The sequence below is a fragment of the Sorangiineae bacterium MSr12523 genome (genome assembly GCA_037157775.1).
GTDB lineage: Bacteria > Myxococcota_A > Polyangia > Polyangiales > Polyangiaceae > Pendulispora > Pendulispora brunnea.
The window spans coordinates 12,248,993-12,274,190 of the sequence record CP089982.1; the positions used below are offsets into that span (position 1 = coordinate 12,248,993).

The 25,198-nt window shown below is 62.6% G+C and carries 25 protein-coding genes; 13 read left to right on the plus strand and 12 right to left on the minus strand.

Features of this window, described 5'->3' with window-relative positions:
• Nucleotide 1: 1 nt before the first annotated feature.
• Nucleotides 2-1,561 carry a protein kinase gene (locus LZC95_48385; protein WXA94253.1) on the minus strand — a complete coding sequence of 520 codons (1,560 nt, stop codon included), beginning with the start codon at nucleotides 1,559-1,561 and terminating at the stop codon, nucleotides 2-4.
• 86 nt (nucleotides 1,562-1,647) lie between these two features.
• Between LZC95_48385 and LZC95_48390 the strand changes: the two genes are divergently transcribed.
• The 3 genes from LZC95_48390 (at nucleotide 1,648) to LZC95_48400 (ending at nucleotide 3,632) form a co-directional block, all read left to right on the plus strand.
• Nucleotides 1,648-2,196, plus strand: a complete 549-nt coding sequence (locus tag LZC95_48390) for a hypothetical protein (GenBank protein WXA94254.1) — start codon at nucleotides 1,648-1,650, stop codon at nucleotides 2,194-2,196.
• A 163-nt stretch (nucleotides 2,197-2,359) separates the two neighbouring features.
• Nucleotides 2,360-3,055, plus strand: a complete 696-nt coding sequence (locus LZC95_48395; GenBank protein ID WXA94255.1) for a hypothetical protein — start codon at nucleotides 2,360-2,362, stop codon at nucleotides 3,053-3,055.
• A 79-nt stretch (nucleotides 3,056-3,134) separates the two neighbouring features.
• Nucleotides 3,135-3,632: a hypothetical protein gene (locus tag LZC95_48400; protein WXA94256.1), complete on the plus strand. Its 498-nt coding sequence runs from the start codon at nucleotides 3,135-3,137 to the stop codon at nucleotides 3,630-3,632.
• Nucleotides 3,633-3,729: 97 nt separating this feature from the next.
• Here the strand turns inward: LZC95_48400 and LZC95_48405 are convergent, their stop codons facing one another.
• Complete coding sequence (locus tag LZC95_48405) at nucleotides 3,730-4,377, minus strand: hypothetical protein (protein WXA94257.1); 648 nt, start codon at nucleotides 4,375-4,377, stop codon at nucleotides 3,730-3,732.
• Between the two features lie 665 nt (nucleotides 4,378-5,042).
• On the opposite strand from LZC95_48405, the gene LZC95_48410 reads away from it, so the two are divergent.
• Nucleotides 5,043-5,660, plus strand: a complete 618-nt coding sequence (locus LZC95_48410) for a class I SAM-dependent methyltransferase (GenBank protein ID WXA94258.1) — start codon at nucleotides 5,043-5,045, stop codon at nucleotides 5,658-5,660.
• Between the two features lie 4 nt (nucleotides 5,661-5,664).
• On the opposite strand, the gene LZC95_48415 is transcribed toward LZC95_48410, so the two are convergent.
• From LZC95_48415 to LZC95_48440, 6 genes are all read right to left on the minus strand, one after another.
• The gene (locus tag LZC95_48415) at nucleotides 5,665-6,303 is read right to left on the minus strand and encodes a glutathione S-transferase family protein (GenBank protein WXA94259.1); all 639 of its coding nucleotides are present in this window, start codon (nucleotides 6,301-6,303) and stop codon (nucleotides 5,665-5,667) included.
• Between the two features lie 106 nt (nucleotides 6,304-6,409).
• Nucleotides 6,410-9,490: an efflux RND transporter permease subunit gene (locus tag LZC95_48420; GenBank protein WXA94260.1), complete on the minus strand. Its 3,081-nt coding sequence runs from the start codon at nucleotides 9,488-9,490 to the stop codon at nucleotides 6,410-6,412.
• Entirely contained in the window at nucleotides 9,487-10,611 is a 1,125-nt protein-coding gene (locus tag LZC95_48425; GenBank protein WXA94261.1) for an efflux RND transporter periplasmic adaptor subunit, read from the minus strand. The genes LZC95_48420 and LZC95_48425 overlap by 4 nt, the downstream gene beginning before the upstream one ends.
• 86 nt (nucleotides 10,612-10,697) lie before the next feature.
• Entirely contained in the window at nucleotides 10,698-11,312 is a 615-nt protein-coding gene (locus LZC95_48430) for a TetR/AcrR family transcriptional regulator (protein ID WXA94262.1), read from the minus strand.
• 29 nt (nucleotides 11,313-11,341) lie between these two features.
• Complete coding sequence (locus LZC95_48435; GenBank protein WXA94263.1) at nucleotides 11,342-12,697, minus strand: MFS transporter; 1,356 nt, start codon at nucleotides 12,695-12,697, stop codon at nucleotides 11,342-11,344.
• Nucleotides 12,698-12,732: 35 nt separating this feature from the next.
• Nucleotides 12,733-13,575, minus strand: coding sequence for an SDR family oxidoreductase (locus LZC95_48440; protein WXA94264.1), 843 nt, complete (start codon nucleotides 13,573-13,575; stop codon nucleotides 12,733-12,735).
• 92 nt (nucleotides 13,576-13,667) lie between these two features.
• On the opposite strand from LZC95_48440, the gene LZC95_48445 reads away from it, so the two are divergent.
• Nucleotides 13,668-14,144: a MarR family winged helix-turn-helix transcriptional regulator gene (locus tag LZC95_48445; GenBank protein WXA94265.1), complete on the plus strand. Its 477-nt coding sequence runs from the start codon at nucleotides 13,668-13,670 to the stop codon at nucleotides 14,142-14,144.
• A gap of 11 nt (nucleotides 14,145-14,155) precedes the next feature.
• Here the strand turns inward: LZC95_48445 and LZC95_48450 are convergent, their stop codons facing one another.
• Both LZC95_48450 and LZC95_48455 read right to left on the minus strand, forming a co-directional pair.
• Complete coding sequence (locus LZC95_48450; GenBank protein WXA94266.1) at nucleotides 14,156-15,445, minus strand: hypothetical protein; 1,290 nt, start codon at nucleotides 15,443-15,445, stop codon at nucleotides 14,156-14,158.
• Between the two features lie 372 nt (nucleotides 15,446-15,817).
• Nucleotides 15,818-16,468 (minus strand): dihydrofolate reductase family protein, encoded by a 651-nt coding sequence (locus LZC95_48455; GenBank protein WXA94267.1) that lies wholly within the window; start codon nucleotides 16,466-16,468, stop codon nucleotides 15,818-15,820.
• A 39-nt stretch (nucleotides 16,469-16,507) separates the two neighbouring features.
• Between LZC95_48455 and LZC95_48460 the strand changes: the two genes are divergently transcribed.
• The 6 genes from LZC95_48460 to LZC95_48485 all read left to right on the plus strand — a co-directional run bounded on the left by LZC95_48460 (nucleotide 16,508) and on the right by LZC95_48485 (nucleotide 22,322).
• The gene (locus tag LZC95_48460) at nucleotides 16,508-17,557 is read left to right on the plus strand and encodes an RNA polymerase subunit sigma-70 (protein ID WXA94268.1); all 1,050 of its coding nucleotides are present in this window, start codon (nucleotides 16,508-16,510) and stop codon (nucleotides 17,555-17,557) included.
• 201 nt (nucleotides 17,558-17,758) lie between these two features.
• The gene (locus LZC95_48465) at nucleotides 17,759-18,601 is read left to right on the plus strand and encodes a hypothetical protein (GenBank protein ID WXA94269.1); all 843 of its coding nucleotides are present in this window, start codon (nucleotides 17,759-17,761) and stop codon (nucleotides 18,599-18,601) included.
• Between the two features lie 24 nt (nucleotides 18,602-18,625).
• Entirely contained in the window at nucleotides 18,626-19,471 is an 846-nt protein-coding gene (locus tag LZC95_48470) for a hypothetical protein (protein WXA94270.1), read from the plus strand.
• Nucleotides 19,472-19,658: 187 nt separating this feature from the next.
• Nucleotides 19,659-20,312 carry a glutathione S-transferase family protein gene (locus LZC95_48475; GenBank protein WXA94271.1) on the plus strand — a complete coding sequence of 218 codons (654 nt, stop codon included), beginning with the start codon at nucleotides 19,659-19,661 and terminating at the stop codon, nucleotides 20,310-20,312.
• A gap of 659 nt (nucleotides 20,313-20,971) precedes the next feature.
• Nucleotides 20,972-21,697 carry a M57 family metalloprotease gene (locus tag LZC95_48480; protein ID WXA94272.1) on the plus strand — a complete coding sequence of 242 codons (726 nt, stop codon included), beginning with the start codon at nucleotides 20,972-20,974 and terminating at the stop codon, nucleotides 21,695-21,697.
• A gap of 226 nt (nucleotides 21,698-21,923) precedes the next feature.
• Entirely contained in the window at nucleotides 21,924-22,322 is a 399-nt protein-coding gene (locus tag LZC95_48485) for a hypothetical protein (protein ID WXA94273.1), read from the plus strand.
• Here LZC95_48485 and LZC95_48490 read toward each other — a convergent pair.
• Nucleotides 22,319-22,456: a hypothetical protein gene (locus tag LZC95_48490; protein ID WXA94274.1), complete on the minus strand. Its 138-nt coding sequence runs from the start codon at nucleotides 22,454-22,456 to the stop codon at nucleotides 22,319-22,321. The genes LZC95_48485 and LZC95_48490 overlap by 4 nt on opposite strands.
• A 136-nt stretch (nucleotides 22,457-22,592) precedes the next feature.
• Here LZC95_48490 and LZC95_48495 point away from each other — a divergent pair, with 136 nt between their 5' ends.
• On the plus strand, nucleotides 22,593-22,991 hold the full coding sequence (locus LZC95_48495) for a RidA family protein (GenBank protein WXA94275.1): 399 nt from the start codon (nucleotides 22,593-22,595) through the stop codon (nucleotides 22,989-22,991).
• Nucleotides 22,992-23,055: 64 nt separating this feature from the next.
• On the opposite strand, the gene LZC95_48500 is transcribed toward LZC95_48495, so the two are convergent.
• Nucleotides 23,056-23,862 (minus strand): Type 1 glutamine amidotransferase-like domain-containing protein, encoded by an 807-nt coding sequence (locus tag LZC95_48500; GenBank protein WXA94276.1) that lies wholly within the window; start codon nucleotides 23,860-23,862, stop codon nucleotides 23,056-23,058.
• 356 nt (nucleotides 23,863-24,218) lie between these two features.
• On the opposite strand from LZC95_48500, the gene LZC95_48505 reads away from it, so the two are divergent.
• Entirely contained in the window at nucleotides 24,219-25,190 is a 972-nt protein-coding gene (locus LZC95_48505) for a beta-lactamase family protein (protein WXB00283.1), read from the plus strand.
• The last annotated feature ends 8 nt before the right edge of the window (nucleotides 25,191-25,198 follow it).

Here is a 25,198-nt window from a genome sequence, read left to right on the forward strand (position 1 = left end):
CCTACCTTCGCCGTTGCTGCTCCTCGTGACCCTCCCACATCGCCGCGGCTTCTTCGTCCTCCTCGGCATCTCGCCCGCGCCCGGTGTCCGCCGGCGCAATCCGCACCTTGCCAGGTGACGACTCCACCCTCGCTCGCCGCTTCGCGGGAGACTCGAGATGGCGCTGCTGGCTCTCGCGCCACCACTTCATCCCCTCATCGTGCTCCCGGAAGTCTTCCTCGCTGCTTGTCAGCGCGACGAGCGCGTGAATGGCCAGGCCGATGCCCCAGCCGAGCAGGGGCAAGAACCAGATCCACCACGGTGTGAAGCTCAAAAGAACGAGGCCGAAGACCAGGATCCCCGCGTTGACGATCCCATAGATCCCCGCATGCCGATAGAGATTCAGCCGCTGCTGCCGGAACCAGGCATCGCGCCTCTTTGCGAAGTCGTCGCCCGTGCCACTCGATTCCTGCTTGCTGGCGCGCAGCGCGCGGGTGGCCTCCCGGAGGGAATCGGGATCGATACCCACCTCGGCCGCGACGGAGAGCAGATCCTCGAAACTAAGCTTGGTCGAACCCTGGCGCTCGGCCTGCTGATCGATGGCCTTGGCGAGCACATCTCGGACCTCGCTCGTCGAGAAGCGCTGCGCGTCGGTCGCGCCCTGCGGCAGCCGCTCACGGGCTTGTCGGGGCTCCGCCGATCTGGGCTCGTCGCCTGCACGCATGGCGGCATCGAGGGCCTGCGCGGCATCACCCATGGAGGAAAAGCGATTCTCGGGCCGCTTCTCCAGCGCTCGGAGAACCACGTCCTGCACGGCACGCGGAACTGCGGCCTGATCGAGCGGGGCGCGGTCGACACGATCCATGAGCACCGACGCCATGACGGCCATGGCATCATCCGATTCGCGCCAAGGAAGCCGCCCTGCGAGTAGCTCGTACGCGACGACACCCCACGCGAATTGGTCGGTGCGACCATCGAGCGGCTCGCCGAGGATTTGCTCGGGAGCCATGTAGAAAGGGGTACCCATCTTGACGCCCTCGATCGTGAGCGTCGGAAGTGCGGGCATTCCGGTTTCGCTGTGAGGACCCAGGCTACCGCCCTGGCGGCGTGCGATGCCGAAGTCGAGCACCTTCACCACCCCGTCCTCGCGGACCATCACATTCTCGGGCTTGATGTCGCGGTGGACGAGCCCGCGCTTGTGCGCCACGTCGAGCGCCCGGGCCACGTCGGCAAGCTCCGCGACACGCGTCGCCGTCGGGGCGGAAGCATCTCCGACAGCGTCACGCAGCGTGCGACCCAAGACGAGCTCCATGACGATGAACGGCGTTCCCTCGTACTCGCCGACGTCGAAGACGGAGACGATGTTGGGGTGGTCGAACGCGGCCGCAGCGCGAGCCTCGCGGAGGAGGCGAGCGTTGGCATCGGCATCGGCTTGCCCATCGCGCGGGCCGTCGGAGATCACCTTGAGAGCCACGCGCCTCCCCAGCCGGGTGTCATGGGCGCGGTAGACGCAGCCCATCCCGCCTTGCCCGAGTGGCGCCTCGATCGTGTAGCGCTCGAATGTGTCGCCCGGCTTCAGCATCGGACGGAAGGATAGTGCATCTGCGCCAGTCAACGTCTCCAAGACGAATTTTTCGCTCAACCCCGACATGAACGGGGTCGATGAACATGGAAATGCGTTCCGTGTCGTTCGTCGTGGGGCTCGGTGTTGCGCTGGTCGGCTGCCTCTCGGCGTGTGGGGCGTCGCCCCAACCCCCTTCGAAGGTGGCCATCCGTGTTCCACCGGCGCCGGTCGCTCTGCCCGAATCGATCACGCCGGAGGAGGCCTGTCGAAGGCTCGTCGGGGCAAACGAGCGCCTTCTCGCGAGAACGGAGGCATCGCGCGTGGAGGCGCTGGAGAAAGAGCGCGCCGAGAATCCCCGGGCGACGTTGCCCGCCAAGCCCGAGCCCATGGACCGCGACGGGCTCGATCGGGTGACGGGGAAGGAGGCGTGCATCGCAGCGGACGGTGTTGCCTGGGCCTACTCGCTGGAATCGTACGAGGTGAGTGGCTGGTTGAACCATGCCGACGTGCGGATCGGAATCCGATTCATGGGCAAAAACGGCAAGGCCACGCCGGCCCTCCGGCGAGTGGTCAACACGCCAATTGACATTTGGGTGACGAGCACTGACAAACTCGAAAGCCAGGGGAGGAGCATGGCGGGATTGGCGTATTGAGGGGCTATCGCGTGCATGATACGAAAATAAAATGGCGATAAGCCACCCAGTCATTGACAGCCTTCGCAACACCCTTCGGACATCGCAGAGAGCCACCGCATTCATCGCAGAGATGGAGGGACGCATCCGGCAATTCCCGGCCAACATGGTCGATGGAAGGGTCTTGCCGAAACATGAGGTGGATATCCTCCGTACCTCGCTGATCGAGTTGGTGCGCGTGGAGGCACTGCCCGCGTTTGCGCTTCGCAATCCAAATGACGCGCTTCGCCTGCTCGACGTACTCAAGGCGTACGGGTATACGCAGCTCGAAGGTGTGCGGTCGGACATCGAAAGAAGCCGCGCAGCGAAATTCCCGCCCCCATTGCCCGCAACGTGGCCTGAACTGGAAACGTTGCGCGTGGCAGCCGTGCAGCATCCTGACGCTTGCAGAATCAGCCCACCCGCGCAAAGCGGCTATTTCGCCGAGGAGCTGAAGGCGGATGGCCTTCTCCTTCCCGAGGGGTTGCTCGAACTTTACGCATGGGCCGATGGTTTCGACATCAGCCTAGCAGTTGAACCAAATCTCCCCGTCTTCGGTCTGCTGCCGGCAGCGTCCATCGACGAATCCGATGAATCTGGGCAATACCCACGTCGCGCGGCGGTCTTTTACGGCGGGGACGAAGTCCAGTTCTCCGTGTACCGAGATGAAAAGCGCCAGTGGTGGCTCGTGTACGAATACGAGTACGAGCCCATCGCGAAAAAAGAGCTCGACCTGCAGGCACTCATCCGATTTGCTATCCGACGTATGAATGCTGCGACGAATGATGCCCTTCGTGGGGAACTGTTCTGGGATAACTACTTCGAAATCCCCTCCGTGTAAGGCGGAGGGTCGTCGCACAAAAATGTGAGAAGTTTGCAAGGCGCGGCCAATTCAAGCCAAATCGAGTAGCATCCGCCGTGTGGAATCGAAGTACGCGCGCCTGGAATACGAACGCCGTTGGTTGGTGACACAATTGCCGGACCTGGGGCCCAATGTTGAGGGGTCACACATCGACGACCGTTACCTCTGCGGCACGACGCTACGGCTTCGGCGCGTGACGCCCATCGGAAACGGCCCGCCGGTTTACAAACTCGGACAGAAGGTCAGGCCCGACCCCGATGATTCGCGGCAGGTGCTTCACACCACCATGTATCTCACGGCCGACGAGTACACATGTTTGAGCCGTTTGGCCGGCTTCAATTTGCAAAAAATGCGCTACCGACTCGCGCGCGAAGGCAGAACCTTCAGCCTCGATGTGTTCCAAGGGAAACTCTCTGGGCTTGCACTTCTCGAGATCGAGACCGAGCCCGGAGATACATCGTTTACCGCTCCTCCCTTCGTCGACCGAGAAGTCACAGGTGAGGAACGCTACACGGGAGGCTGGCTTGCTCGGGCTTCGAATGAGTCGATCGAATAGATTCACTGTTTGCAGAAACTGCGTGTTGCGACGGTTCCAACGTTGCCGCAATGCTCGAGCATCGGGCAGCCACGAGGTGTAGCACTCATTCGTCGCACTAGAAGCTCACGCTCAGGAGCGGCATGGTGACCGACGCGGGTGCGTGCACGGTCGTGCCGTTGATGTTCTCAGGGGCGGCGGGAACCGGTGCGCGTGGCGTCACCGTTTGGTACGACGTGGACGGACGACGGGAAAGGACTAGTTCTACGAGGCCGCCCGCGAGCAGTCCGCCGCCACCAAAGAAGGTGCCCGCTGCGGCGATAGCGTAATCTTCACCGCTTTCTTCGGAGCGGAGGCCGTCGTTCGAGGCCGCTGCCGCCAAGAATACGGACGCCGCGAGGGCCACGCTTCCCAGCACGATGCCCACGATCCCGAGGGCGCGTCCCCTCCCTCGACGCTCACCGCGAAGGACGGCGTCGCGGATGGGCAAGTCGACGCGTTCGCCGGCGTGGGCCTCAATGGCAAACTCCGTGGTCGTATTCTTCGAGCGCGTGCGAAGTCTTGTGGTCGGCACAATCAAGGCCGCACAAGGCGATACGCATACCGGAATCCAACCACGGACCGAATCGTAGTATTCGATGAGTGCCGGGTGCTCCGCGTACTCCGAGACGACCAGAATGCGCTCCGCCGCGAGATCGGCGTGGGCCGGCCTCGGAACGAGCTGCACGAGGATGAGAACACCAACGAAGACGAGCGTTCGCCACATGCCGTGCCTCCCCACCGGGAGGGAACCCCGGTGCGAGAGGCATCCTGTTGCGAGTGCTGCGCGCTCTCAAATGACACGACCTGACAATCTTGTGAGCAGATCATCGGTATTGCTGTGTTCCATACTGCGTGCGTAATCCAGGCTGTAGGCCCGCGACATACTGCGTGGGCCGAAAAAAGACGATTCCCGCCCCACGAAGGGCCATCCGTCAGGCGTCGTACCCGGCACATCTCAATTGTCGTATCTGGCGGCAAATTTGTCGTGCCATGCACCGAAAGGATTTTCCTAGGCCCTTCGTACATTGCAACATGACAGCAAGACCCAAGAGCACCGTCGCCGTTGTTTTCAGCTGGATCGCTATCCTCATGGGAATAGCAGCATTCCTGACGGGGGGAATCAGGGGAGGTCATGCTGGATGGGAAATGATGGTCCTGTTCACGCTTCCGGCCGTCGTCAGCGCTATCGTGGCCATCATCGTCCGTCGATCGATGGTGACCTATGTGGCCCTTGCGGGCGGGGCGCTGGGCATCGTGGGCTTCTTCCTTGGTGCGTAAACCTGACGTTGCGGGGGCCGGCCGAAAATAGGAACTAGATAGAATTTGGCCACATGTTCAAAAAACACATGTGAGTCGCGGGAAGGGGGCACGCTGCGATACAATGGCGTCATGCCGAAGACGCCGTGGAATGATGACTACGCCGCAGGTGATCTGCCCTGGGATACCGGCCAGCCGGATCCGCGGCTGGTCGAGTTCATCGAGTCCGGTGCCATTGTACCGGGACGCGCGCTCGATGTGGGGTGCGGTACAGGCACCGACGCAATCTGGCTCGCCGAGCGTGGCTTCGACGTGCTCGGCATCGACCTCTCGCCGCTCGCGGTGGACCAGGCGCGTTCGAAATTGGGGGCTTCGAAGCTGCGCTGCCGGTTTGCGGCGTTGGATTTCCTTGCCGCCGCACCGGCGGAACCCCCGTTTGACTTCGTGTTCGACCGCGGCTGTTTCCATGGGTTCGACGAGGCCGAGGAGCGATCTCGATTTGCTCGTCGGGTAGCCGCTGCCCTGACCACAGGCGGGTTGTGGCTCAGTTTGATCCGCAGCACCGAAGGGCCAGCACGCGACAAAGGATCACCGTGCCGCTCGGCGCTCGACGTGATTTCTGCGATCGAGCCCGAGCTCGAAATCCTGGAGCTGCGCTCGATCCCATCGCAGATAGAGTCGGCCAGGGCCTGGTTTTGCCTCTCGCGCCGCCGCCCGGACCCAGAAGGACCGGTCACGCGAAGTCCGTGAGCACTCAGGCGGCTTGGACGCGCTTCCAGTACGCGTCGAGCGTCTTCTTCCATGCCGGGCGGCCGGTGCAACGCGCGCGATACGCAAGGACATTCGGATACGACTTCAGCATCTCCTCGCGGGTTCCAGCGTCCAGCACATGGGTCATGAGGATATCGGCGACGGTGAAGTCCTCCGTGGCGATGAACTGGCGATTCGTGAGCCAACCGTCGAGTTGCTTCAAGCGCATCTCGGCCCAGCCATGCAATGCCTCGCTCGGCTTGGTGTCCTTGCCGCCGGTCAAGTTGACGAACCAGAGAGATAGGACCGGTAGCTCGATGGTGGTCAGCGCGGCGAAGCACCAGCGAAGAACCTGCCCCTCCCCCGCGAGATCGTGGGGCATCAGCTTGCCGCTCTTGCGCGCAAGGTAGAGCAGTATTGCGCCGGACTCGGAGACCACGACACCCTCGTCATCGATCACCGGAATCTGACCAAACGGATTTAGCGCGCGGTACTCGGGCGAATCGAGATCGTGGTTCGGGTGGTCCATCCCGACGATCTCGTAGGGCAGTCCGACCTCTTCGAGCGCCCATAGGACACGCAAATCGCGTGTGTTGCCGCGCGCTCCTTCGTTCACTCGACCAAAGCCATAGAGTTTGATCATGCGCGCAGCCTACCGCGATCGTTTGCGGATGTCCCGACTGTCACCGGCCCACCACAGCTGGCGCTTATTTTCAGCTGGGCTGATTGGCAAGTCACCTATTTCAGGATCACTCGTGGTGGTCGACAACGAGGTCCCCGGAGCTCGGAACGATTCGGAACCAGATGGCGTACATCGCCGGAAGGAAGACGAGCGTGAGCACCGTCCCGGCGAACGTGCCGCCGATCAACGTGTACGCGAGGGTCCCCCAGAACACCGAATGCGTCAGCGGGACGAACGCGAGGACGGCGGCGAGCGCGGTCAGGATGACGGGACGCGCCCGCTGAACCGTCGCTTCCACGACGGCCTCGAAGGGAGCGAGCCCCTCCTTCAAATTGTGGTGGATCTGTCCGAGCAGAATGAGCGTGTTGCGCATTAGGATGCCCGAGAGCGCAATGAGCCCGACGAGGGCGTTGATGCCGAACGGCTGCTGGAAAACGAGCAGAGTGGGAACCACCCCAATGAGACCGAGCGGCGCCGTCGCAAACACCATGGCCATCGCCGACATCGAGCGCACCTGGATGATGATGATGAGCAGCGTCAACGCGAGCATGATCGGGAAGAGGGGCAGGAGAGCCTTGTTCGCCTTCCCAGATTCTTCGATGGTGCCCGCCTCTTCGATCCGGTAGCCCGCGGGGAGTCGGTCGATGACCGGCCGCAGGTCGTCGAGAACCGCGGTCGAAACGTCCGGAGGCTGCAGGCCTTCGGCGATGTCACCACGCACGGTGATGGTCGGAGCTCGATCCCGACGACGAATGATCGGGTCCTCCATCCGGAGCTCCACTGTCCCGACCTGCGAAAGAGGCACGCGCTGACCTGCCGACCCGATGAGTGTGAAGTCCGCGATCCTCGCGGGGTCGAGCCGCGTCTCTCCGGCCGAACGCGCCACCACCTGGACGGATCGAATGTCTTCGCGGACCTCCGCGATGGGAACACCCCTCAGGAGAAACTGGAGTTGCAGCGAAACGGAGTTCGACGTCAGCCCCACGGCCTGCAGCCGATCCTGCTGCAGCGAGAAATGCAGCGTCGGCGTGCGCTCCCCCCAATCGGTGTTCACGGTGCGCATCATCGGGTTCGCCTCGAGAACCTTGCGGGCCTCGGCGGCGATCTCGCGCAGCTTGTTCGGGTCCGGCCCGCTGATGCGATACGCGACGGGGAATGGGGAGGGCGGCCCGAAGACGATCTGCGTGACGCGAACGCGAGCCTCCGGAGCGAGGCCGTCCGCGGCTGCGTGACGAAGCCGCTCCTTCAACGCCTCGCGCTCGGCCTCGCTCCCGGTCAGGACGACGATCTTGGCGAATGACGGATCAGGGAGCTCGGGCGACAGCGCGAGGAAGAAGCGCGGCGCGCCCTGACCGATGTACGCGGTGACGATTTTCGCCTCTGTCTGTTTCGCGAGCCAGTCCTCGACCTTCTTCGACGCGGCGCTCGTTTGCTCAATCGAGCTCCCGTAGGGCAACTGGATCTCGACGAGCACCTCCGGACGGTCCGAGGTCGGGAAAAACTGCTTCCGGACGGCGGCCATCCCAAGAATCGCGACGACGAACGAGGCGACGACGGCCGCGGCCACGAGCCACTTGCGATGAATGACGCGGCCAAGCAGACCGCGGAAGCGGTTGTAGTTCGGCGTGGCGTAGATGGCGTGGTGCCCGCCCTCGATCTTCTTGATATCGGGCAACAGCTTCACGCCCAGGTACGGCGTGAAGGCGACGGCGACGATCCAGGATGCGATCAGCGCGATGCCGACGATCCAGAACATGTTGCTCGTGTACTCACCGGCCGTCGATTTCGCGAAAGCGTTCGGCATGAATCCGATCGCGGTCACGAGCGTTCCGGACAACATCGGGGCCGCGGTGTGGCTCCACGCGTAGGCCGAAGCGTCGATGCGACTGTACCCCTCCTCCATTTTCACGATCATCATCTCGATGGCGATGATCGCGTCATCGACGAGCAGCCCCAGCGCGAGGATCAACGACCCGAGCGTGATCCGGTCGAAGTCCTTGCCCATGGCCGCCATCACGATGAACACGCTCGCCAGCGTCAGCGGAACGGCCGCGGCGACGACGATGCCCACGCGCCAACCCATGCTCAGGAAGCTGACGAGCATGACCACGCCGAGGGCCACGAAGAACTTCAACATGAACTCGTCGACGGCCGTGCGAATGTTCACCGCTTGATCGGTGACCTTCGTCAGGCTGATGCCGACGGGGAATCCCGAGTTGATGGCCGCCACCTCCTTGTCGAGCGCCGTGCCGAGGTCGAGCCCGTTCCAGCCGTCGCGCATGACGATGCCGAGGAGCAACGTCGGTTCCCCGTTGTTCCGGATGAGGAACGTGGCGGGATCCTCGTATCCGCGCTCGACACTCGCGACGTCGGAGAGCTTGGCGGTGCGCCCGCGTGCCACGATCGGAGTGTCCCGAATCTTCTGGAGCTCGTCGAACGCACCGTCGAGGCGAATGAACACCTCGGGCCCGCGCGTGTCGATCGAGCCCGCTGGCGTCACGAGGTTCTGCGTGGCGAGGGCGGAGAAGATGTCCTGCGGGGAGATCCCGAGCGTTGCGAGCCGGTCGTGGGAAAAGCCGACGAAGATCCGTTCGGCTTGCTCTCCGACGATGTTGACCTTCTTGACCCCGGGAACATGGAGCAAACGCTGGCGGAGCGACTCGGCGTCCCGGACGAGAGTCCGCTGCGGCTCGCCTTTCGCCTTGAGGGCATAGAGCGCAAAGGTTACGTCGGAGTACTCGTCATTGAGGATCGGGCCAATGACGCCCGCCGGGAGGTTGCGCGCCTCGTCGCCCATCTTTTTTCGCGCCTGGTAGAATTCCTCCTGAACTTCCGACGGTGGCATGTCGTCGCGAAGCTGCACGAGTGTGAAGGCGAGGCCCGGGCGCGCGAACGTCTCCGAGCGATCGTACCAGCGGAGCTCTTGGAGCCGCTTCTCGAGTCGTTCTGCGACTTGATCCTGCATCTCCTGCGCCGTCGCGCCCGGCCACGCGGTGACCATCGTCATGGACTTCACGGTGAATGCCGGGTCCTCGGCACGTCCCAACTTGAAGAACGCGAGGATGCCCGCGACGGAGATCAGGAGGATCGCGAAAAGTGTGACGGAGCGCTCGCGAACGGCGAGGGCGGAGAGATTGAATCCGCTCATGGCTTACCGACCCCTAGGGCCCCCTCGTGGCGTGAAGCCTGCGCATCGAGTCGAACTTCCTGCCCCTCGTGGAGAATGTGCGCTCCGAGCGATACGACTCGATCTCCCTCCTTCAGACCTTCGCTCACGCTGACGGTGTCGTCGTCGATGCGGTTCACTTTGATCGGTCGCCACGTCACTCGAGCGGGCGGGTCGAGGATGGTCCAAACACCGGGGCCGCCCCCTGGGTCGAAGACAGCGCCGACGGGAACGCGTAGATCGTGTCGGGCTCCGTCCTCGGGCACGACGACGGTGACAGTCGCTCCCAGCGCTGCATCCGCGAGCGGTCCTTCCAGAACGTACTTCGCTTGGAAGGTCCTCGTGAGAGGGTCCGCCGCGCTCGACAGCTCTCGAAGGTGCGTCGGAACGATCACGCCCGCGTGGCCGTAGAGAGCGGCCTGCGCACTCGACCCTAGCATTGGCCGCAACGTCTCGGGCAGTTGCACCACCGCTTCGCGTGGCCCGTGCTGCGCGAGCCGCACGACGGTCTGACCGGCCCCCACGACCTGACCCGGCTCGGCCAGCGTCTCGACAATCACGCCGTTCGCGTCCGCCACGAGCAGCGCGTACGCGGTCGCATTGCGCGCCACCGTGGCTTGCGCCTGGACGGCCTTCAACTGGGCGCGCGCCGCTTCCGCACTCGCTTTCATGCGGTCGTAGGCTGCAATCGGTACGGCACCATCCGCCGCGAGGCTCCGGTCGCGCGTCTCGTCGTCCGTGGCCTGCCGTGCGCGGGCAGCGGCAGCCACGACGGCCTCCTCCTGCGCGTTCGATGCGAGTTTGAGGTCGACGTCATCGAGTCGCATGAGCGGCTGTCCTCGACGGACCTGCTGCCCAGAGCTGACGAGCCGCTCGAGAACCTTGCCCGAGACGCGAAAACTCAGATCGCTCTGCACGCGCGCAGCAACCGTTCCCGTGAACGAGCGCGTGAGCGAGGACGCATCGGTCTGAACGACGGCAGTCCGCACCAGCGGCGGGTCGATTCGTGGATCGCTTTTCGTGGGATGGCGGCACCCCGACAGAAGCACGGGCAAGCCGAGCGCGAGGATCGCGGGCAGGAACGCAGCTCGTTCAGAGAACATGACGGGGATATGTGTCTAGTGACTAAAACTGTCAATGGTCACAATCCGGCGAGCAGGGCTCCGCTCGCGTCATCACCGCCCAGCCCTCAGGGCGTCAGGCTGCGAAGGATCAGACTCGCGAGTTGAAGCGCAGCGTCCTTGGCGTGATCCAAGCTGTGTTGCGAGAGGAGCGGGTTCGCATAGGGGAGCATCACCAGAAACGTCGCGGCCACGGTCTCGTCGAGCGGCGTCTTGCGCTCGAATTCGCCCGATTCGCGGCCCTCTTTGAGGATCTGCGCGAGGGTTCTTCTCAGATGCTCTTCAAACGCATCGACCGCCGGCCAGCGGTCCCGAGCTGCCACGGCCGCAATGTCGTAAAGCTTTCGGTCGTCCGAAAAGAGCGTCGCGTTTGCGTCCACGAGCGCGCGAAACATCCGGCGTATTTGGTCCGAGGACGATTTGCCCGCCCTCACGCTTCGATCGACGGCTTCCGTGATTTTCTCGAGGCAATTGACGCAGATCACCTCACCGATCGCCTGTTTCGAGTCGAAGAACTTGTAGATGTAGGCTTTGGAGTACCCGATCGCGTTCGCCAGGTCCGAGACCGTCGTCTTCTCGAAACCATAGAGACGGAAGTGCTCCGTCGCAGCAAGGATGATGCGGTCGTGGATGACGTGGTCAGGGCCGCTTCGAGTCCCACGTGCCGGTGTGGCGCTGCTCATCCTCGAAGCCTACGGCTGCACGCCAACTTTTACAACGAGTGACTATGTGCGACATTCGTCACGCGCATCGTGAGACCTCCGAGCGCGGTGAGCAGGCCGGCGACGAGCAGAAGGACGAAGACGCGCTCGAAGCGCGCTGCCTCTCCAAAGCGTCCGAGTAGGACGACGACGATCGCGACGCCGAGTACGGAGCCGAACTGGCGGATCGCCTGGTTGACACCGCTCCCTACACCGAAGGTCGCGGCATCCAGCTCGAGCGCCGACGCGCCGCTCAGCGAGGGGAGCACCATCCCGATCGCCGTGCCCATGACGATGGCGGAAGGCAGCCAAAGAAGGAAGCGAGCATCTTCGTTGGCCACGTGGAGCATCCAGGCGGCTCCCATGGCATAGAGAAGCCCCCCGACGATGAAGAGCGGCCGGTAGCCGATGCGATCCGCACGACGTCCCGCGAAGATGGCGACGGGGATGACGGTCAGCGGCCCTGGAGAGATCCAAAGGCCAGCCTCGAAGATGGATCGATGCCACCGCTCCGTCAGGAAGAAGACGTTTCCGAAGAACATGGCCGTGAACGCGATGCTGAAGACGAGGCTCATCGCGTTTGCGATGGCGAACGTGCGCCGCCGGAAGAGCCGCACGTCGAGCGCGGGCACCGAAACGCGCAACGACCTGAGGACGAAGAGTGCGAGGAGAGCTAGGCCGAGCAGAATCGCAGCCGCCGCGGTCGAAGGCTTCTCGCGCGAGCCGACGATGCCGTACGCCAGGGCCCCGAACGATGCGATGAGGAGGGCCGTGCCGACGGCGTCGGGCAACCCGCCTTGTTCACTCGCACGTGACTCGTCGATTCTTCGGCGCCCGCTCGACACCGCGTAGATGCCCAGCGGCAGGTTGAGGAAGAAGACCCAACGCCAGCTCGCGAACTGGACGATCGCAGAGCCCACGGCAGGGCCGATTGCTGCCGCAAGGGCGCCCACGGCTCCCCAGATCCCGATGGCCATCCCGCGCCGCTCGCTCGGGAACGCGTGGAGGACCAAGGCGAACGATGCCGGCATCAACAGCGCGGCGCCCAAGGATTGCAGGCCGCGAGCAACGACGAGAAAGGGCACGTTCGGTGCGACGCCGCACAGCAGCGACGCCAACGCGAAGACGACGAGCCCCGCCAGAAAGAAGCGCCGGCGGCCGAAGCGATCCGCCAGGCGACCCGTCGGCACGAGCAAAGCCCCATACCCGATCGTGTAGACGTTGAGGATCCACGAGATGCCCTCGGACGAGACGTCGCGGAACGTGGCCCGGATGCTCGGGAACGCGACGAACAGGACGGTCGTATCGAGTGAGACGATGAATACTGCAAGCGCGGCGACCGCCAGCGTCCGCCAAGCGGCGGTCATCCGAGCGCGCTCACCCGAAGCGATGCTCGAGGGCGTCAAAGGGTGCCGCCTCGCCACTTGCCATGGCCTTGGACCGCCCGGGCGCGCGTCGCACCTTCCACGATCTGCCGGGGCGCGTAAATGCGACCCATGATCCGCCGCATGATCGCGCGCGGCGTGATCGCCACGAGGAAGGCGAGGAGGCGGTACGCGGCGCCAATGGGACGTACGACGCGCCGGTCATCGGCGGCGTTCATGGAGACGCGGGCGACGTGCTCCGGCGTGAGCTGAGGAAGGCTACCGTCCTGGTCTGCCGAGCCGGCCGTGCGCGTGAAGTCGCTCTTGGTCACACCAGGGCTCGCGGCAAGAACCTGAACACCGGTGCCCGAGAGCTCCACGGAGAGCGCCTCGCTGAAGTGAAGGACGAACGCCTTCGTGGCCGCGTATGTCGCGAAGTAGGGCGTCGGCATGAAGCCGAGGATGGACGCAACGTTGATGACCAGACCGCGCCCCCTCTCGATCATTCTCGGGAGAAGCCGTCGGGTCAGCGCAACGACCGCGCCCACGTTCAACGCGATCTGGTCGGTCTCGCGCCCGATCGGCTGTTCGACGAATGCGCCGTGCGTGCCGAAGCTCGCGTTGTTCACGAGGACGTCCACGTCGATGTCCCGGAGTCGCTCGGTCGCACGCTCGATTCCATCGGGCGTCGCCAGATCGGCAACGATGATTTTCGCCAGCCCTCCCAGGCGGCCGACCTCGTTGGCCACGCGTTCGAGCTCCGTCTCGCGGCGCGCGATCAGGAGCACCGGGAAGCCGCGCCCCGTCAGCTCGAGCGCGAAGGCCCGACCGATGCCGCTGGAAGCTCCCGTGATGACTGCCCAGGGACCACTGACCGTCATGAAAAGAGTGTATATGCACCTAAATGGTGGTCGTCAAGCGGACGCGGCGTCAAAACCTAGACATCCATGGGCTATGTGCATATACATCATGCATGGCCGGCTTCACCCAAATGGTCCGCCGCGTAGCCACGGAGTGCACGGGCATGCGCGTCCGCCAAGTGTCCCGTCTCCTCACCCGCATCTACGACGACTGCCTGAGGCCACTCGGCATCCAAGAGACCCAGTACTCCGTGCTCGTCGCCGTTGCGATGTTCGGTGAGGACGGGGTCACGATGGGCGCCCTCGCCGGCACGCTCGTGATGGATCGCACGACCCTAACGAGGAACATCGTACCGCTCGAGAAGGCGGGTTACCTGCGTGTTGCACGCTCGGCTGCCGATGCCCGAGCTCGCGTCATCCTGCTCACGCGCTCCGGCGAGCGCCTCATCGAATCCGCGTACCCACTCTGGGAGGAGGCGCAGAGCAAGATCCGCCGCACTCTCGGCGAGGATCGGTTCGACGCGTTGCGGTCGCAGCTCTCCGAGGTGCTGACGTTCACCGACGAACTGGAGGTCAACGCCGCAGAGTAGTGACGGCCGTATTACCTATTGAGAAAGCGCTCGTTAATCCAATGAAAGCCTCGATTGACGAGGAGGAACTGCGATTCGTCCACCCTGCGTACGGTGGCTGCCACGGCATCGTTTTTGAAGATGCCACGGAAGGTGAAACGGCCGTCGTCGGTCTTCGTATAGGAGAGGACGTATTCGATGTCGGGATCTGTCGTGGGTGAAAGCGTCAGTTGCTGCTTGTCTTGATCGTGCTTTGATCGATACCTCTCGCCCGAACCCTCGACGGAGGTGATCGATAGCAAGCTTCCTTGAACGGTAACCCAGCGCCAACGCGTGCGCTCGGTGAGCAGTGGCGGAATCGTCTCTCCGTTTCGGACGAAGGTCTCGACCTCATAAATGCCATAGAGGCCCGAGCTCGGAATGTCATGTTGCTTGCGGTAGCGTTCGACCGATTCCACGACATTCGAGACCACGACGGTGCCCATCACGAGAATCTGGACGGCCACGAAGGTGCGATTCATCCACAGTTGTTTGAACTTTGGACCATCGAGTCTCGCAGGCTCACATGGCCGATTGAACAAGAAGACATTGGCGAGCCGTTTCAGGTCGGGGATGACGAGCAAGACGGTCATTGCGAGCAAGTGCGATGAATAGAGCTTGATCGGTACGTCGTAGCTCAGGTTGAGCATCACCACGTTGGCCAGCACACCGCAGGCGACGAGCGCTCCGAGCGTGGTGGTGCGTCGAAAAAGGAGGAGCGCACCCGCGAGCAATTCCATTGCACCGCCGAAAAATGTGTAAGCCGTCGAAATTCCCATGAACGACCAGAGAAGCCCCGCCGGTGACGACTCTCCGAACGTCTGCACAAGACGCGCTAGCGGAAATGGGAACTGGACCTTGATGACCTTGACGATGCCGTACAGGAGCAGCGTGGTGCCTAGGTTGTATCGCAGCAAGAAGCGCAGCCAGTCGTGCGCTGTAAGGTCGTCCGTCCTTCTGCGGTCCAGGAACGACCATACGGCCGTCACGCCGATCGAGACGCCGAGCGTGCAAACGACTCGTACATAGCCGTAGGTCGTATCCGCGCTGCCATCCTGGAAGGGCGTCACTTCCGTCCGGAGATGCAGTATATGGCTGCCCACCCACCGAGCCAGCATCAGCCACGGCTTGTCCGCTGTATTCCACCACCACGCGTCAATGCCGGGCATCATCCCGAGCAGGAATGGGAGGGTATAGAGAAGGAGATACGTGCCGGCGAAACGAAAGCCGATGCGCTGCCACTGGGACCAGCGCACCGTGGGATTTTCTGCCGTTGCGAGCATGAAGTCCTGCTTGTAACCGAAGATTGGCGGGAACGAATCGTCGCGACGCCGCGACAATGGGATCGAGCGTGATTTACGCTCCCGCGCAAAGCTTCGCACGCATCCGGAATGGCCGTTGTGCACTCGTTTACTCAAGGTGTCGGCGTGCCGAGAGCACACGGGGCGCCGAGTCCGGTGTCCACACCAAAGATGGTAATGGACTTTTTCGCCATCTCGGAAAGGGTGCTCCTTGTGTGTCTCGTACGGAGCTTCGATATCAGCGGCACTTTCCTTTTGTAAGTACGTGCTTTTTGGTAAGTGACCTCTCGCTGGGGTGTCTTCGTGTTGCTTCCGCTCCTCGCGCGCTCGGCCTGTGGATTTCGAACAACGCGGTCAAGGTGCTCGCTGTGCGCGAGAAGCACCGGCGCGCTGGATCGCGTAGCGAAGCAAGGTCACCTTCGGCCAGCTGATCGCCTCCACCGGGGCGATGGTCACGCTGTGTTTGTCGATTCCCTCGAAGAGGCGGAGGCCAACGCCGAGGAAGGTCGGAGCCACGGCGAGGAAGAGTTCGTCGACGAGGCCCGCGTTCACGTATTGGATGACGGTGCTTCCCCCACCCGCGATTCGGATGTCTTTCTCGCCGGCTACCTCGAAGGCACGGCGGAGCGCGCCTTGGATGCCGTCGTTGATGAAGTGAAACGTGGTGCCGCCTTTGCGCACCCATGGTTCGCGGACCTCGTGCGTGACGACGAACACCGGCGTGTGGAAGGGAGCCTCCTCCGGCCAGGCCACCTCGCCTTGATTGAACATTCGCTTCCCCATGATGCTCACGCCCGTGCGGGCGAGGATCGACTCGACGAACTGGTTCTCTGGCCCAGTCTGCCCGCCCTCACCGAGCTTGAGGTTCTGCCGGAGCACGCGCTGCTCGAGCAGCCATTCGTGGAGATCCATCCACCCGTCGCCGCCCATATTCTCGAGGCTGTTGTTCGGCCCCGCGATGTAACCGTCGAGCGACATCCCCAAGAAGACAAACACTTTGCTCATGTTGGTTTCCTCACCTTTCTCCCGTACAACGTGGGAAACGTGCTGCACTCATCGCTCGCGCTCGAAAAAAGTGAACAGGCCCTCCTCGCGTCTGCAAAAGCGGGAAATGAAGCCGCTTTTCGAGACTTGATCGAGCCGCTGAGTCGCGAGCTCTCGGCCTACGCGTACCGTATGCTCGGCGCGTTCCAAGACGCCGAAGATGCGCTGCAGGAGACACAGCTGAAAGCATGGCGTCACCTGTCTTCGTACGAGCCGCATGCGCCGTTTCGCGCCTGGGTCTATCGCATTGCGACGAACACGTGCCTCGACATGTTGCGCAAGGAGCAGCGTCGCGTGCTTCCACCGGACGTCGGACCACCGGTCCAGCCCGGACCGCCGACGACGGAAATGCGAGGCGACATTTCATGGCTCGAGCCCTACCCCGACACGCTCTTGCCGGCGACGACCGACCCTGAGGCAAGGCTACGTCTTCATGAGAGCGTGCGACTCGCGTTCGTGCGCGCGCTTCAAGTACTGCCCGCGCGTCAGCGTGCGGCGCTCATCCTGCATGACGTTCTCGAATGGAGCGTGGAAGACGTGGCGTCGATGCTCGAGACGACCACCGCCGCGATCAACAGCGCGCTCCAGCGGGCCCGTGGCGCGCTCCAGCAACGCGGGGCCTCTCCGGACGAATCGCCCGGCGAGCGCAACGAGCGACTCGATGCGCAGAAGGCGGAAGCGCTCGCGCGGTTCGTCAAGGCATGGGAGACGGGAGACTTCGACGACCTCGTCTCGATGCTCCGAGCCGACGCCGTGATGACGATGCCGCCTTGGATCTACTGGCTCGACGGCCGTGATGCGGTCGTGGCGACGATGACGAGCCCCGGTACGTGGGAGGGCGAGCTTCGCTCCGGGCGCTATCGCATGCTGCCCACACCGATGAACGGTCAGCCGGCCGCACTGGCGTACGTGCGTCGCGACGGTGGTGCCTGGGTCCCGGTCTGTCTGACGGTGATGACCCTCGACGAAGCCGGGCAGGTCGCCGCGATGGACGTCTTCGTTCTGCCAAAGCACTTCACGACCTGGGGTTTTCCCGCCACCCTCGAGTGACGTCCCTAGCCACGACGGCTGCAGGGGACGAGCGCAGTAAGTGGTTCATTGGCGTCGCGTCTGTCGCGTTTTTCATACGGCGCGAATGGACGACGCGAAGGGAGATTGCGGACACCTGGCGCGTATCTCTCGGGACACTGGATGTATGCACCGCGGATTCAGGAGGCTCTCCACGAAATCGCCGGAGCGCTTGCGGCCCAAATGGGCGAGCGAGCCACGGCGGAGGCCGTGATGGCGATTGCCGCCGGCAGTTCGCTCGCATACCCCTTCGGCGAGCCGTGCTGGCAGCGCGACGCACTCTATCGTCTGGCGCACATCGTATTGACTCGCGGCCCGTACGTGCATCCCGAGTTTCTCGTCATCGGCATGATGAACCTCGATCTCATTGTGAGGGGTGCGGCTTCCTGGAAAGATCTCGTCGAATTGATGATGGCCATCGAAGAAGAGGTGGGCCCCCTCCTCGATTCGGAGAGCCTGGCCGTTTTGGCCCTCTCCGGTGACCCCCTGGTTCGCGCCGTACGGGACGCGCTGCCGGTCGGGCGAGGTCGCCCGGCCACCGCGGTCGCGGACGTGCCGCGTTGCACGCAGTGCGGCGCGCAAGCCCTCGAGCTCATTTGCAAATACTGCGGCACCCTCGTCGAGCCCACCGAGCACGTGGGGGCGCAAATGCAGGCGCTGCGTGAATTTCACACATTGCTGCAAGCTGCGGGGGCGGAAAGGCAGCAGCAGTTGCTCACGGCGGGGTATTTCCCGAGTCAGTGGCAAGTGCTCGTCGAGGCGGGCCTACAATGCCTTCCGCTTCTCAAGGACGGGGAGGCGGACGAAGTCTCGCTCGCCGCGTCCAACCGTCTCGACGCTATTTCGGCCCGCTTGCGCCTTCACGGGGACAAGCCGGAAGCGCAGCGTGCGGCCGCCGACTTCGAGGCGCGCCTCGAACGCTTTCGACGCGCCGAGCGCAATTTGATGGTGCTTGCGCTCGGAGTTGTCGCCGTGATTGTGGCCCTCGTCGTGTGGGGTATCACTGCATATTTGAAACGTAATTAGACGTTAACATTTCAGGAGACTTTGATGTGGATTGCTCTCGGTGTGGTGGTGGCCTTGATCGTCGCGTTTTTCGTCGCCCGCAGCCTGATGCTGGGCAAGATGGATTCCGATTACGAGAAGAACAAGTTCGTTCCAGTGCGGCAATGGGCCTGGGAAATGCAATTGTCAGACGCCGAAGAAGCGGCAGTCATGCAGGGCCTCGAAGCATTCCAGAATAGCGGGCGCTCGCTTTATATCAATCATGACGAGGGGATCATCACGCTTTACGAGCCGACGGTCATCATTTCGCTCTTTCTTTTCGGTACTCGATTTCGTGCATTGGGGCCGAATGCGCTCGCGAACCCTGCCGCGGCCGTGAAGCACGTCTTCGATGGCCTTCTGGCGCGTGAGGAGCCGGGCGTCTTGTTCCTACAGCCCAATTGGTACCCCGAAGAAGTCGACGGGATGGACAACAATCAATTCACCGAAGAGGTGCGCAAAGTCCTCGAATCGGGCTCGGTGGCGGGCCTTCCCGGCTTCGACGGCTGGTACTCGGACGAAAATTTCGGCGAAATCAAGCTTCGTATTTTGGACCAGCCGTCGGAGGCCATGCACGCACTGCGGGCCGCGGACAAATACCAAGAAGCGGAATATGCCAAGAGCTATGCGGTGAACACCATGGTCATCGATCTCGCCCGTGTCCTCGCGCGCTACCGAGCCCTTCGCGCAGCCCGCAGCGATCTCGCGCCCCCCGCGGCGTTGCGAATCGTGCTGGTCGACGCCTTGTCCCATTCGGCGCCTGGGATCATGTGGTCGAAGGTGACCGCGAGTCCGCTTCAGCAGGCCATCGTTCTCGCGTCTGCCGAAGGGCGCTCAACGCTGCAGGTTTGATGCAGTGAAATGGCGCCCGCACCCGACCAAGTGGTCCGCGAGGGCGCGTAAAAGAAGAAGATCGCCTCCTTGTCGATCCTCGGAAAGGTCGTTCGACGTAACAGTGAAGGCAGGCAGCACGGTGGGCAGATGGCTCACGGGCTCCTGTCCAACACGCCGGTCTTGTTCGCCAACAAGGAGCCTCTCGATGACCATCACGATTACTGCCTTTGAACGCTCACCCGATGGAGGCATGGGACTGGCGCGCGACACGCGCGTTCGCTGGGCGCTCGAAGAAGTGGGCCAACCCTACCAGGTTCGCCTTGTTTCGTTTCGTGCGATGAAGGAACCCGCGCATCTGGCGATCCATCCGTTCGGGCAAATTCCGACCTATGAGGAAGGCGATCTCGCGCTGTTCGAGACAGGTGCGATCGTGTTTCACATCGCCGAGCAATATGCGGGCTTGCTGCCGGACGACGCCCGCGCTCGGGCGCGCGCGATCACATGGATCTTTGCCGCGCTCAACACGGTGGAACCACCAATTCTCGACCTCGTAACCGCCCGGATCGTGGAGCGAGACAAGCCCTGGTATGCCGAGCGCCTGCCTCTGGTCGAAGATCGCATCCGCGCACGGCTGGACCAACTCTCCGTCCGCCTGCGCGACGCCGACTGGCTCGATGGTGCATTCAGCGCGGGCGACTTGATGATGGTGTCGGTGCTCCTCAGGTTGAGACCATCGGGCATTCTGGACAAATTTCCGACCCTGGCCGCCTACGTCGCCCGCGGCGAAGCACGCCCCGCGTACAAGCGCGCTTTCGCCGCACAATTGGCCGTCAACACCGCCAAGCCGTCGACCGCCTGATTGCGGGCTGACAGCAGGTAAGCGTGGACTCCGAAAACCCAGCGCGGAAGAGCACCTTTTCGTGCAGTGGGTAGCGGCACGATTCGCGGCGTTGCTTATCCAACTACCGCCGGGTCATCGGGGAGACGGGATAACGACGTTTCAGCCAGCCGAAACCAAATTGATAACAATCCTCCGAGTCTTAGCTCGTGCATGCAGTCTCGTTTGGATTTCGCGAAATCGGCGCGGCGCGTCACCGCGGCGCAGTCCGGCGACCAGGCACCCTACCTGCATTGCTCATGGGACAGGGGACGATTGTGAGCAATGTCGGATTGCAGTCATTCATTTCCGACCAGCCATGCCCCGCCTGCGGCTCGAATCGCCCGATGTGGGAGGAGAGGCCGTTGACGCAGTGAGCTATTGCATCTCGAAGTTTGTTTCATAAACTATGACATCATTGCGCACTCACCGGCGTGCTTGACTGCACGACCTGGTTTCACGCCGGCACGAGCAGGTAAGAAGCGCGAGCTTTCGTCGCCTCCATTCATACGAGGGCAGTTATCCAGTTGCCCATTCGGAACGTGGACGCGATCTGAAAACGACGTTTCCCCACCCACAACACGATTGTGCATCCTGAATGCGTCGACTCTCGGTCGACCTGCCATTCAGCGAAAGGATCGATGATGAGTGAGCAATCCAAGCGTTCCGCGCCCTTTGCCAAATCTTCGCCTACTTGCATCGTGATACGTTGGCTGCCGATGCCGCTGGTAGCAGCGGCCCTTCTCAGCATCGTCGGCTGTTCGGGCGCCGCGGATAGCCCTCCTTCGGAGCAAGTCGAGAGCACGTCGCAAGAACTTTACGTTCTGAGTACCAATGTTTGGGACGACAATCAGATCAGCGTCTGCTGGGAGACTGGGGGCTTCAATAGGCAAAAGGGATGGGTGCGCACCGCCATCGAAAACACGTGGCAACGCTTCTCTCAGCTGGAATTCACGGGTTGGGGCTCGTGTGCTGTGTCGGGCGGAGCGAACATAAGAATTGCGATTGCTGACCAGAATCCTAGAACGCTCGGACTTGGGAGCGACCTGGACCACGTCCGCAATGGGATGCTTCTGGACTTTACGTTCAGGAACTGGAGCCCGGCGTGTCAGAACCAGGTCGAGTACTGTATTCGGGCCATCGCCGTCCACGAGTTTGGGCACGCCCTAGGTTTCGCTCACGAGCAGAATAGGGCCGACACACCTGACACCTGCGACCAGGCCCCGCAGGGCAGCAACGGCGATACGACGGTGGGCGACTGGGATGCGATGTCCGTCATGAATTACTGCAATCCTCGCTATAACAACGATGGCAACTTGAGCCAGACGGACATAGCGGGCCTGCAGCAGTACTACGGTCAACCCTAACGGGACATCTCCTTGCGGGAGCGGGCTCCACCCCACGTCGCCGGTTTCCAAACCAATCGGCGAACGTCAAAGTTCTTACGGAGCCTCGCACGCATTGGAGCTACCAAGGAGATCTGGATGATACGAGCCTTGGGCGCGGGAGAGAATGATGGGGGGCGACGGTTCAAGCAAGTCTACAACGCCTATCCAAGGGGACCAGGAGCTGCTCGCGCTCCGGGATTCTGCGATGGACCTGATGTGCGTTCTGCGCCTTTTCGCCGCCCGACTCGAGAAAGCCAACGAGGGCCCGGAAAGCCGAGATATTGCGCGAGACCTACGCACGCATGCGCATTGGCTCGAGAAATCGGTGCTTGCAGATCCTGCCGCACCGGATCCTGATTCATTCATCGGATGGCTTCGTCTGCAGACGAAACGCGAGGACAAAATAGGAGCGCTGGCCCGATTCGTCGGCGAAAAAGGTGCCAGCGTTGCTACCGGTCATCGCGATTACGGTCAGCCGCAGGCCATCCCAGAGCAGTGGCCACTCGTGGACGCACTTCAGGAATTTCATCGCGAGACGATGCGCGCGAGTCTGAAAGGGACTCCGAATCGTCTCTATTCCGTTCGTCCGCCCAGCGGTCTCTAATCGACGTACGCGAACGTACCCGCGACCACCACGCCATTGAGAACCGCATCGTCGGGCGATGTCTGCCCGCGCAATGCAGGCGCGTTGTTAGAATCGGCTTCCGGTGAACTGCGGAACAAGTCCGCCTCGATCATAAAGCGAATATAGCCATTGTACTGAGCAGATGGCCACGCGGCCGCTACCTCGAGCTCAGCCCGCGCCAGCTCGCTTCCATGCTGCGACTCTGCGGCGTACGCTGCAAAGTCAGATCGTACGGAGGACCGAAAACAAATGACGCTCGAATGCATCAATCCCCCGGAACTACCCACCCCGGAAACGTACACTCAAGTCGTTGTCGCGAGGGGTACCAAGCTGATTTTTGTCTCTGGCCAGGAGCCTGAAGACGTACACGGGAAGCTGGTCGGCCAAGGTGATTTCGCGGTTCAAGTGCGCCAGACCTTTGCCAACCTCGGTCGAGCCCTTGCAGCCGCAGGTGCCCGGCCCAATCAAGTCGCCAAGATTACGATCTACGTCGTCGATTACCAGCGCGATTTCCATTACCCGATCATCGAAAAGTCTCGAGCGACGCTGTTCGGGGATCACAAGCCGGCCAACGTCGTGATGGGAGTTGCGCGCCTATCTCCCGACTATCTGATCGAGGTTGATGCGGTTGCTGTCGTCGACGATTAAGGCCAAACCCGCCTCGAAACATCGTTCACGGCGTGGCAATGCGCCTCGACGAATCAACCGCATCTCACGATCGAGCCGAACGAGGGGCCTCATCGACGAATCCCGACTCGTCGTGTATCACGTGGCGCTCGGCCGGTTCCGGTTGGAACAATTTCCACTGCCCCTCGGAGACGACCTGGGGATCGCCGTCGACCACGCTAATGGCGGTATCATCGTCGATCGCGTATGTTGGCGCGGGAATCCGTGCCGCCCACTTCTCCGCGTTGGCCAAGGAAGCGTCGGCGTGCTCTGGGTGCTCGAGGTGCGGGATCACCGCGAAATCGACGAGTCCTAGGCCCTGTCCTGTCACCAGGGTTTTCTTGACGTCGCCCCGGGGGCTGGTGAAGACGATGTCCTCCGTCTTCAGCGGTCGATCGTTTCCTCGGGGCGGTTCGGTGTACGTCTCCACGAAGATGGCGGCAGCAACGATGCTCCCGGCGCTTACCCCAACGTAGACCGCCTCGGAGCGCAGCGTCGGCAGGAGATCGGTCAAACCCGAGCGCCGCATCCAGTTGGCGAGAAACAGCGGGTCACCGCCCCCCACCAGCAGTGCGTCGGCATCCCGAACTGCCGGCACCCAAGCGGCCTTCTCGATGGTCGGCAGCGCCGTCAGCTCCAGGACCCCCAACGATTTCCAACCTAGCTCGCACAACGGCGTCGGACCCTTGCCGCAGATCGCCCGGTACGCCATGCCGGCCCCGCCGGGAAAGGGATAGATGGCCGTGGGGATGAAGAGGGCATTGGACTCGGCGATCGGTTTGCCCAGCAGATTGACCAGCGCGCCCTGGATGCTGCTGTTCTTGATCCCGGACGAGGTGAGGAGAGCTCTCATGTTCCTATCTTAGAGCCCTACCAGGCTCTTGTGGCGTGCGTCCGGGGGTTGCTGGGCGAGCCCGAGCTCGCAAATTTCGATTGGCATTGAACGAACGAGCCGGAGCGGGAACCAAGTGGCCACTCAATGAAGGAGATCGTGTGAATCCCAATAAGACGGTGTGCTTGGTATTGGCGAGCTTGGCATTTTTTGCAGGTTGTGCGGAGGACAGTTCGCCAAATCATCGTGAGGGGTCATCCACTGGGCTGACCGTTCAGGAGGACAGCCAAATAGCGACGGTCCTGCAAAGAGGTCTCGAGCGGCTTCATGCCGGCGGCGTGATTGGCGCGGTCGCTCGAGGGAGCGACGGCGCGCACGTGATCGATGCCCGCAGCGGCAGTGCTCGTCACAATGGCACGGAGCCTGTGGCGTTCGAGAGCCAGTTCCGAATGGGCAGCAACACCAAGACGTTCGTCGCAGTGGTGATATTGCAACTCGTCGACGAGGGAACAATTCGCCTCGACGACACCGTCGATCGGTGGTTGCCCGGGCTGGTATCCGGTCATGGCAACGACGGCAAAAGGATCACGATTCGCCATCTGCTGCAGCACACGAGCGGTCTTCACGAGTACTCGACGGATATGTTCAAGGACGAAGAAGACTACCAAGCGACGCGCTTTCGACACTTCGATCCCGAGGAGCTGGTCGCCATGGCCGTCGCACACCAGCCAAACTTCGAGCCTGGAACGGGTTGGAGCTATTCGAATACGAATTACACGCTTGCGGGGATGATCATCGAGAAGGCCACGGGCCACCTTTGGAGCGAGGAGGTCCGCACACGCATCTTGGAACCGCTCCAGATGGGGCACACGTTCGAGCCGGGAGACTGGCCCGCTCTTCCCGCACCACATGCGCAGGGGTACAACGCATTTTCGAGGGGAAAGCCGGTCGCCGACGTCACGCTGCTCAATATGAGCTGGGGCGGTGCCGCGGGTAGCCTGATCACCACGACCGAGGATCTGACTCGATTCTGGCGTGCGTTGCAGGGTGGAGAACTTCTATCCCCGGCGCGCATGGCCGAAATGCACGAGACCGTTCCGGCGACCGAGCTGCAGGCCGTGTTTCCCGGCATGCGTGACGGACTCGGCATCTTTTGGTCTCCAACGAGGTGTGGCGGCTTCTGGCATCACCCCGGCGACGCCCCTGGGTTCTCCACCCGCAATGCGGTCAATGAAGGAGGCACCCGCTCAGTCGTGATCTCGGAGAACACCACCGGCGACGCACCCGTCGCGTCCCGCGCGAAAGACGAGCTGCAAGTCCTGGAAGACGTGATGTGTGTCGGCCAATGAGTCACGCG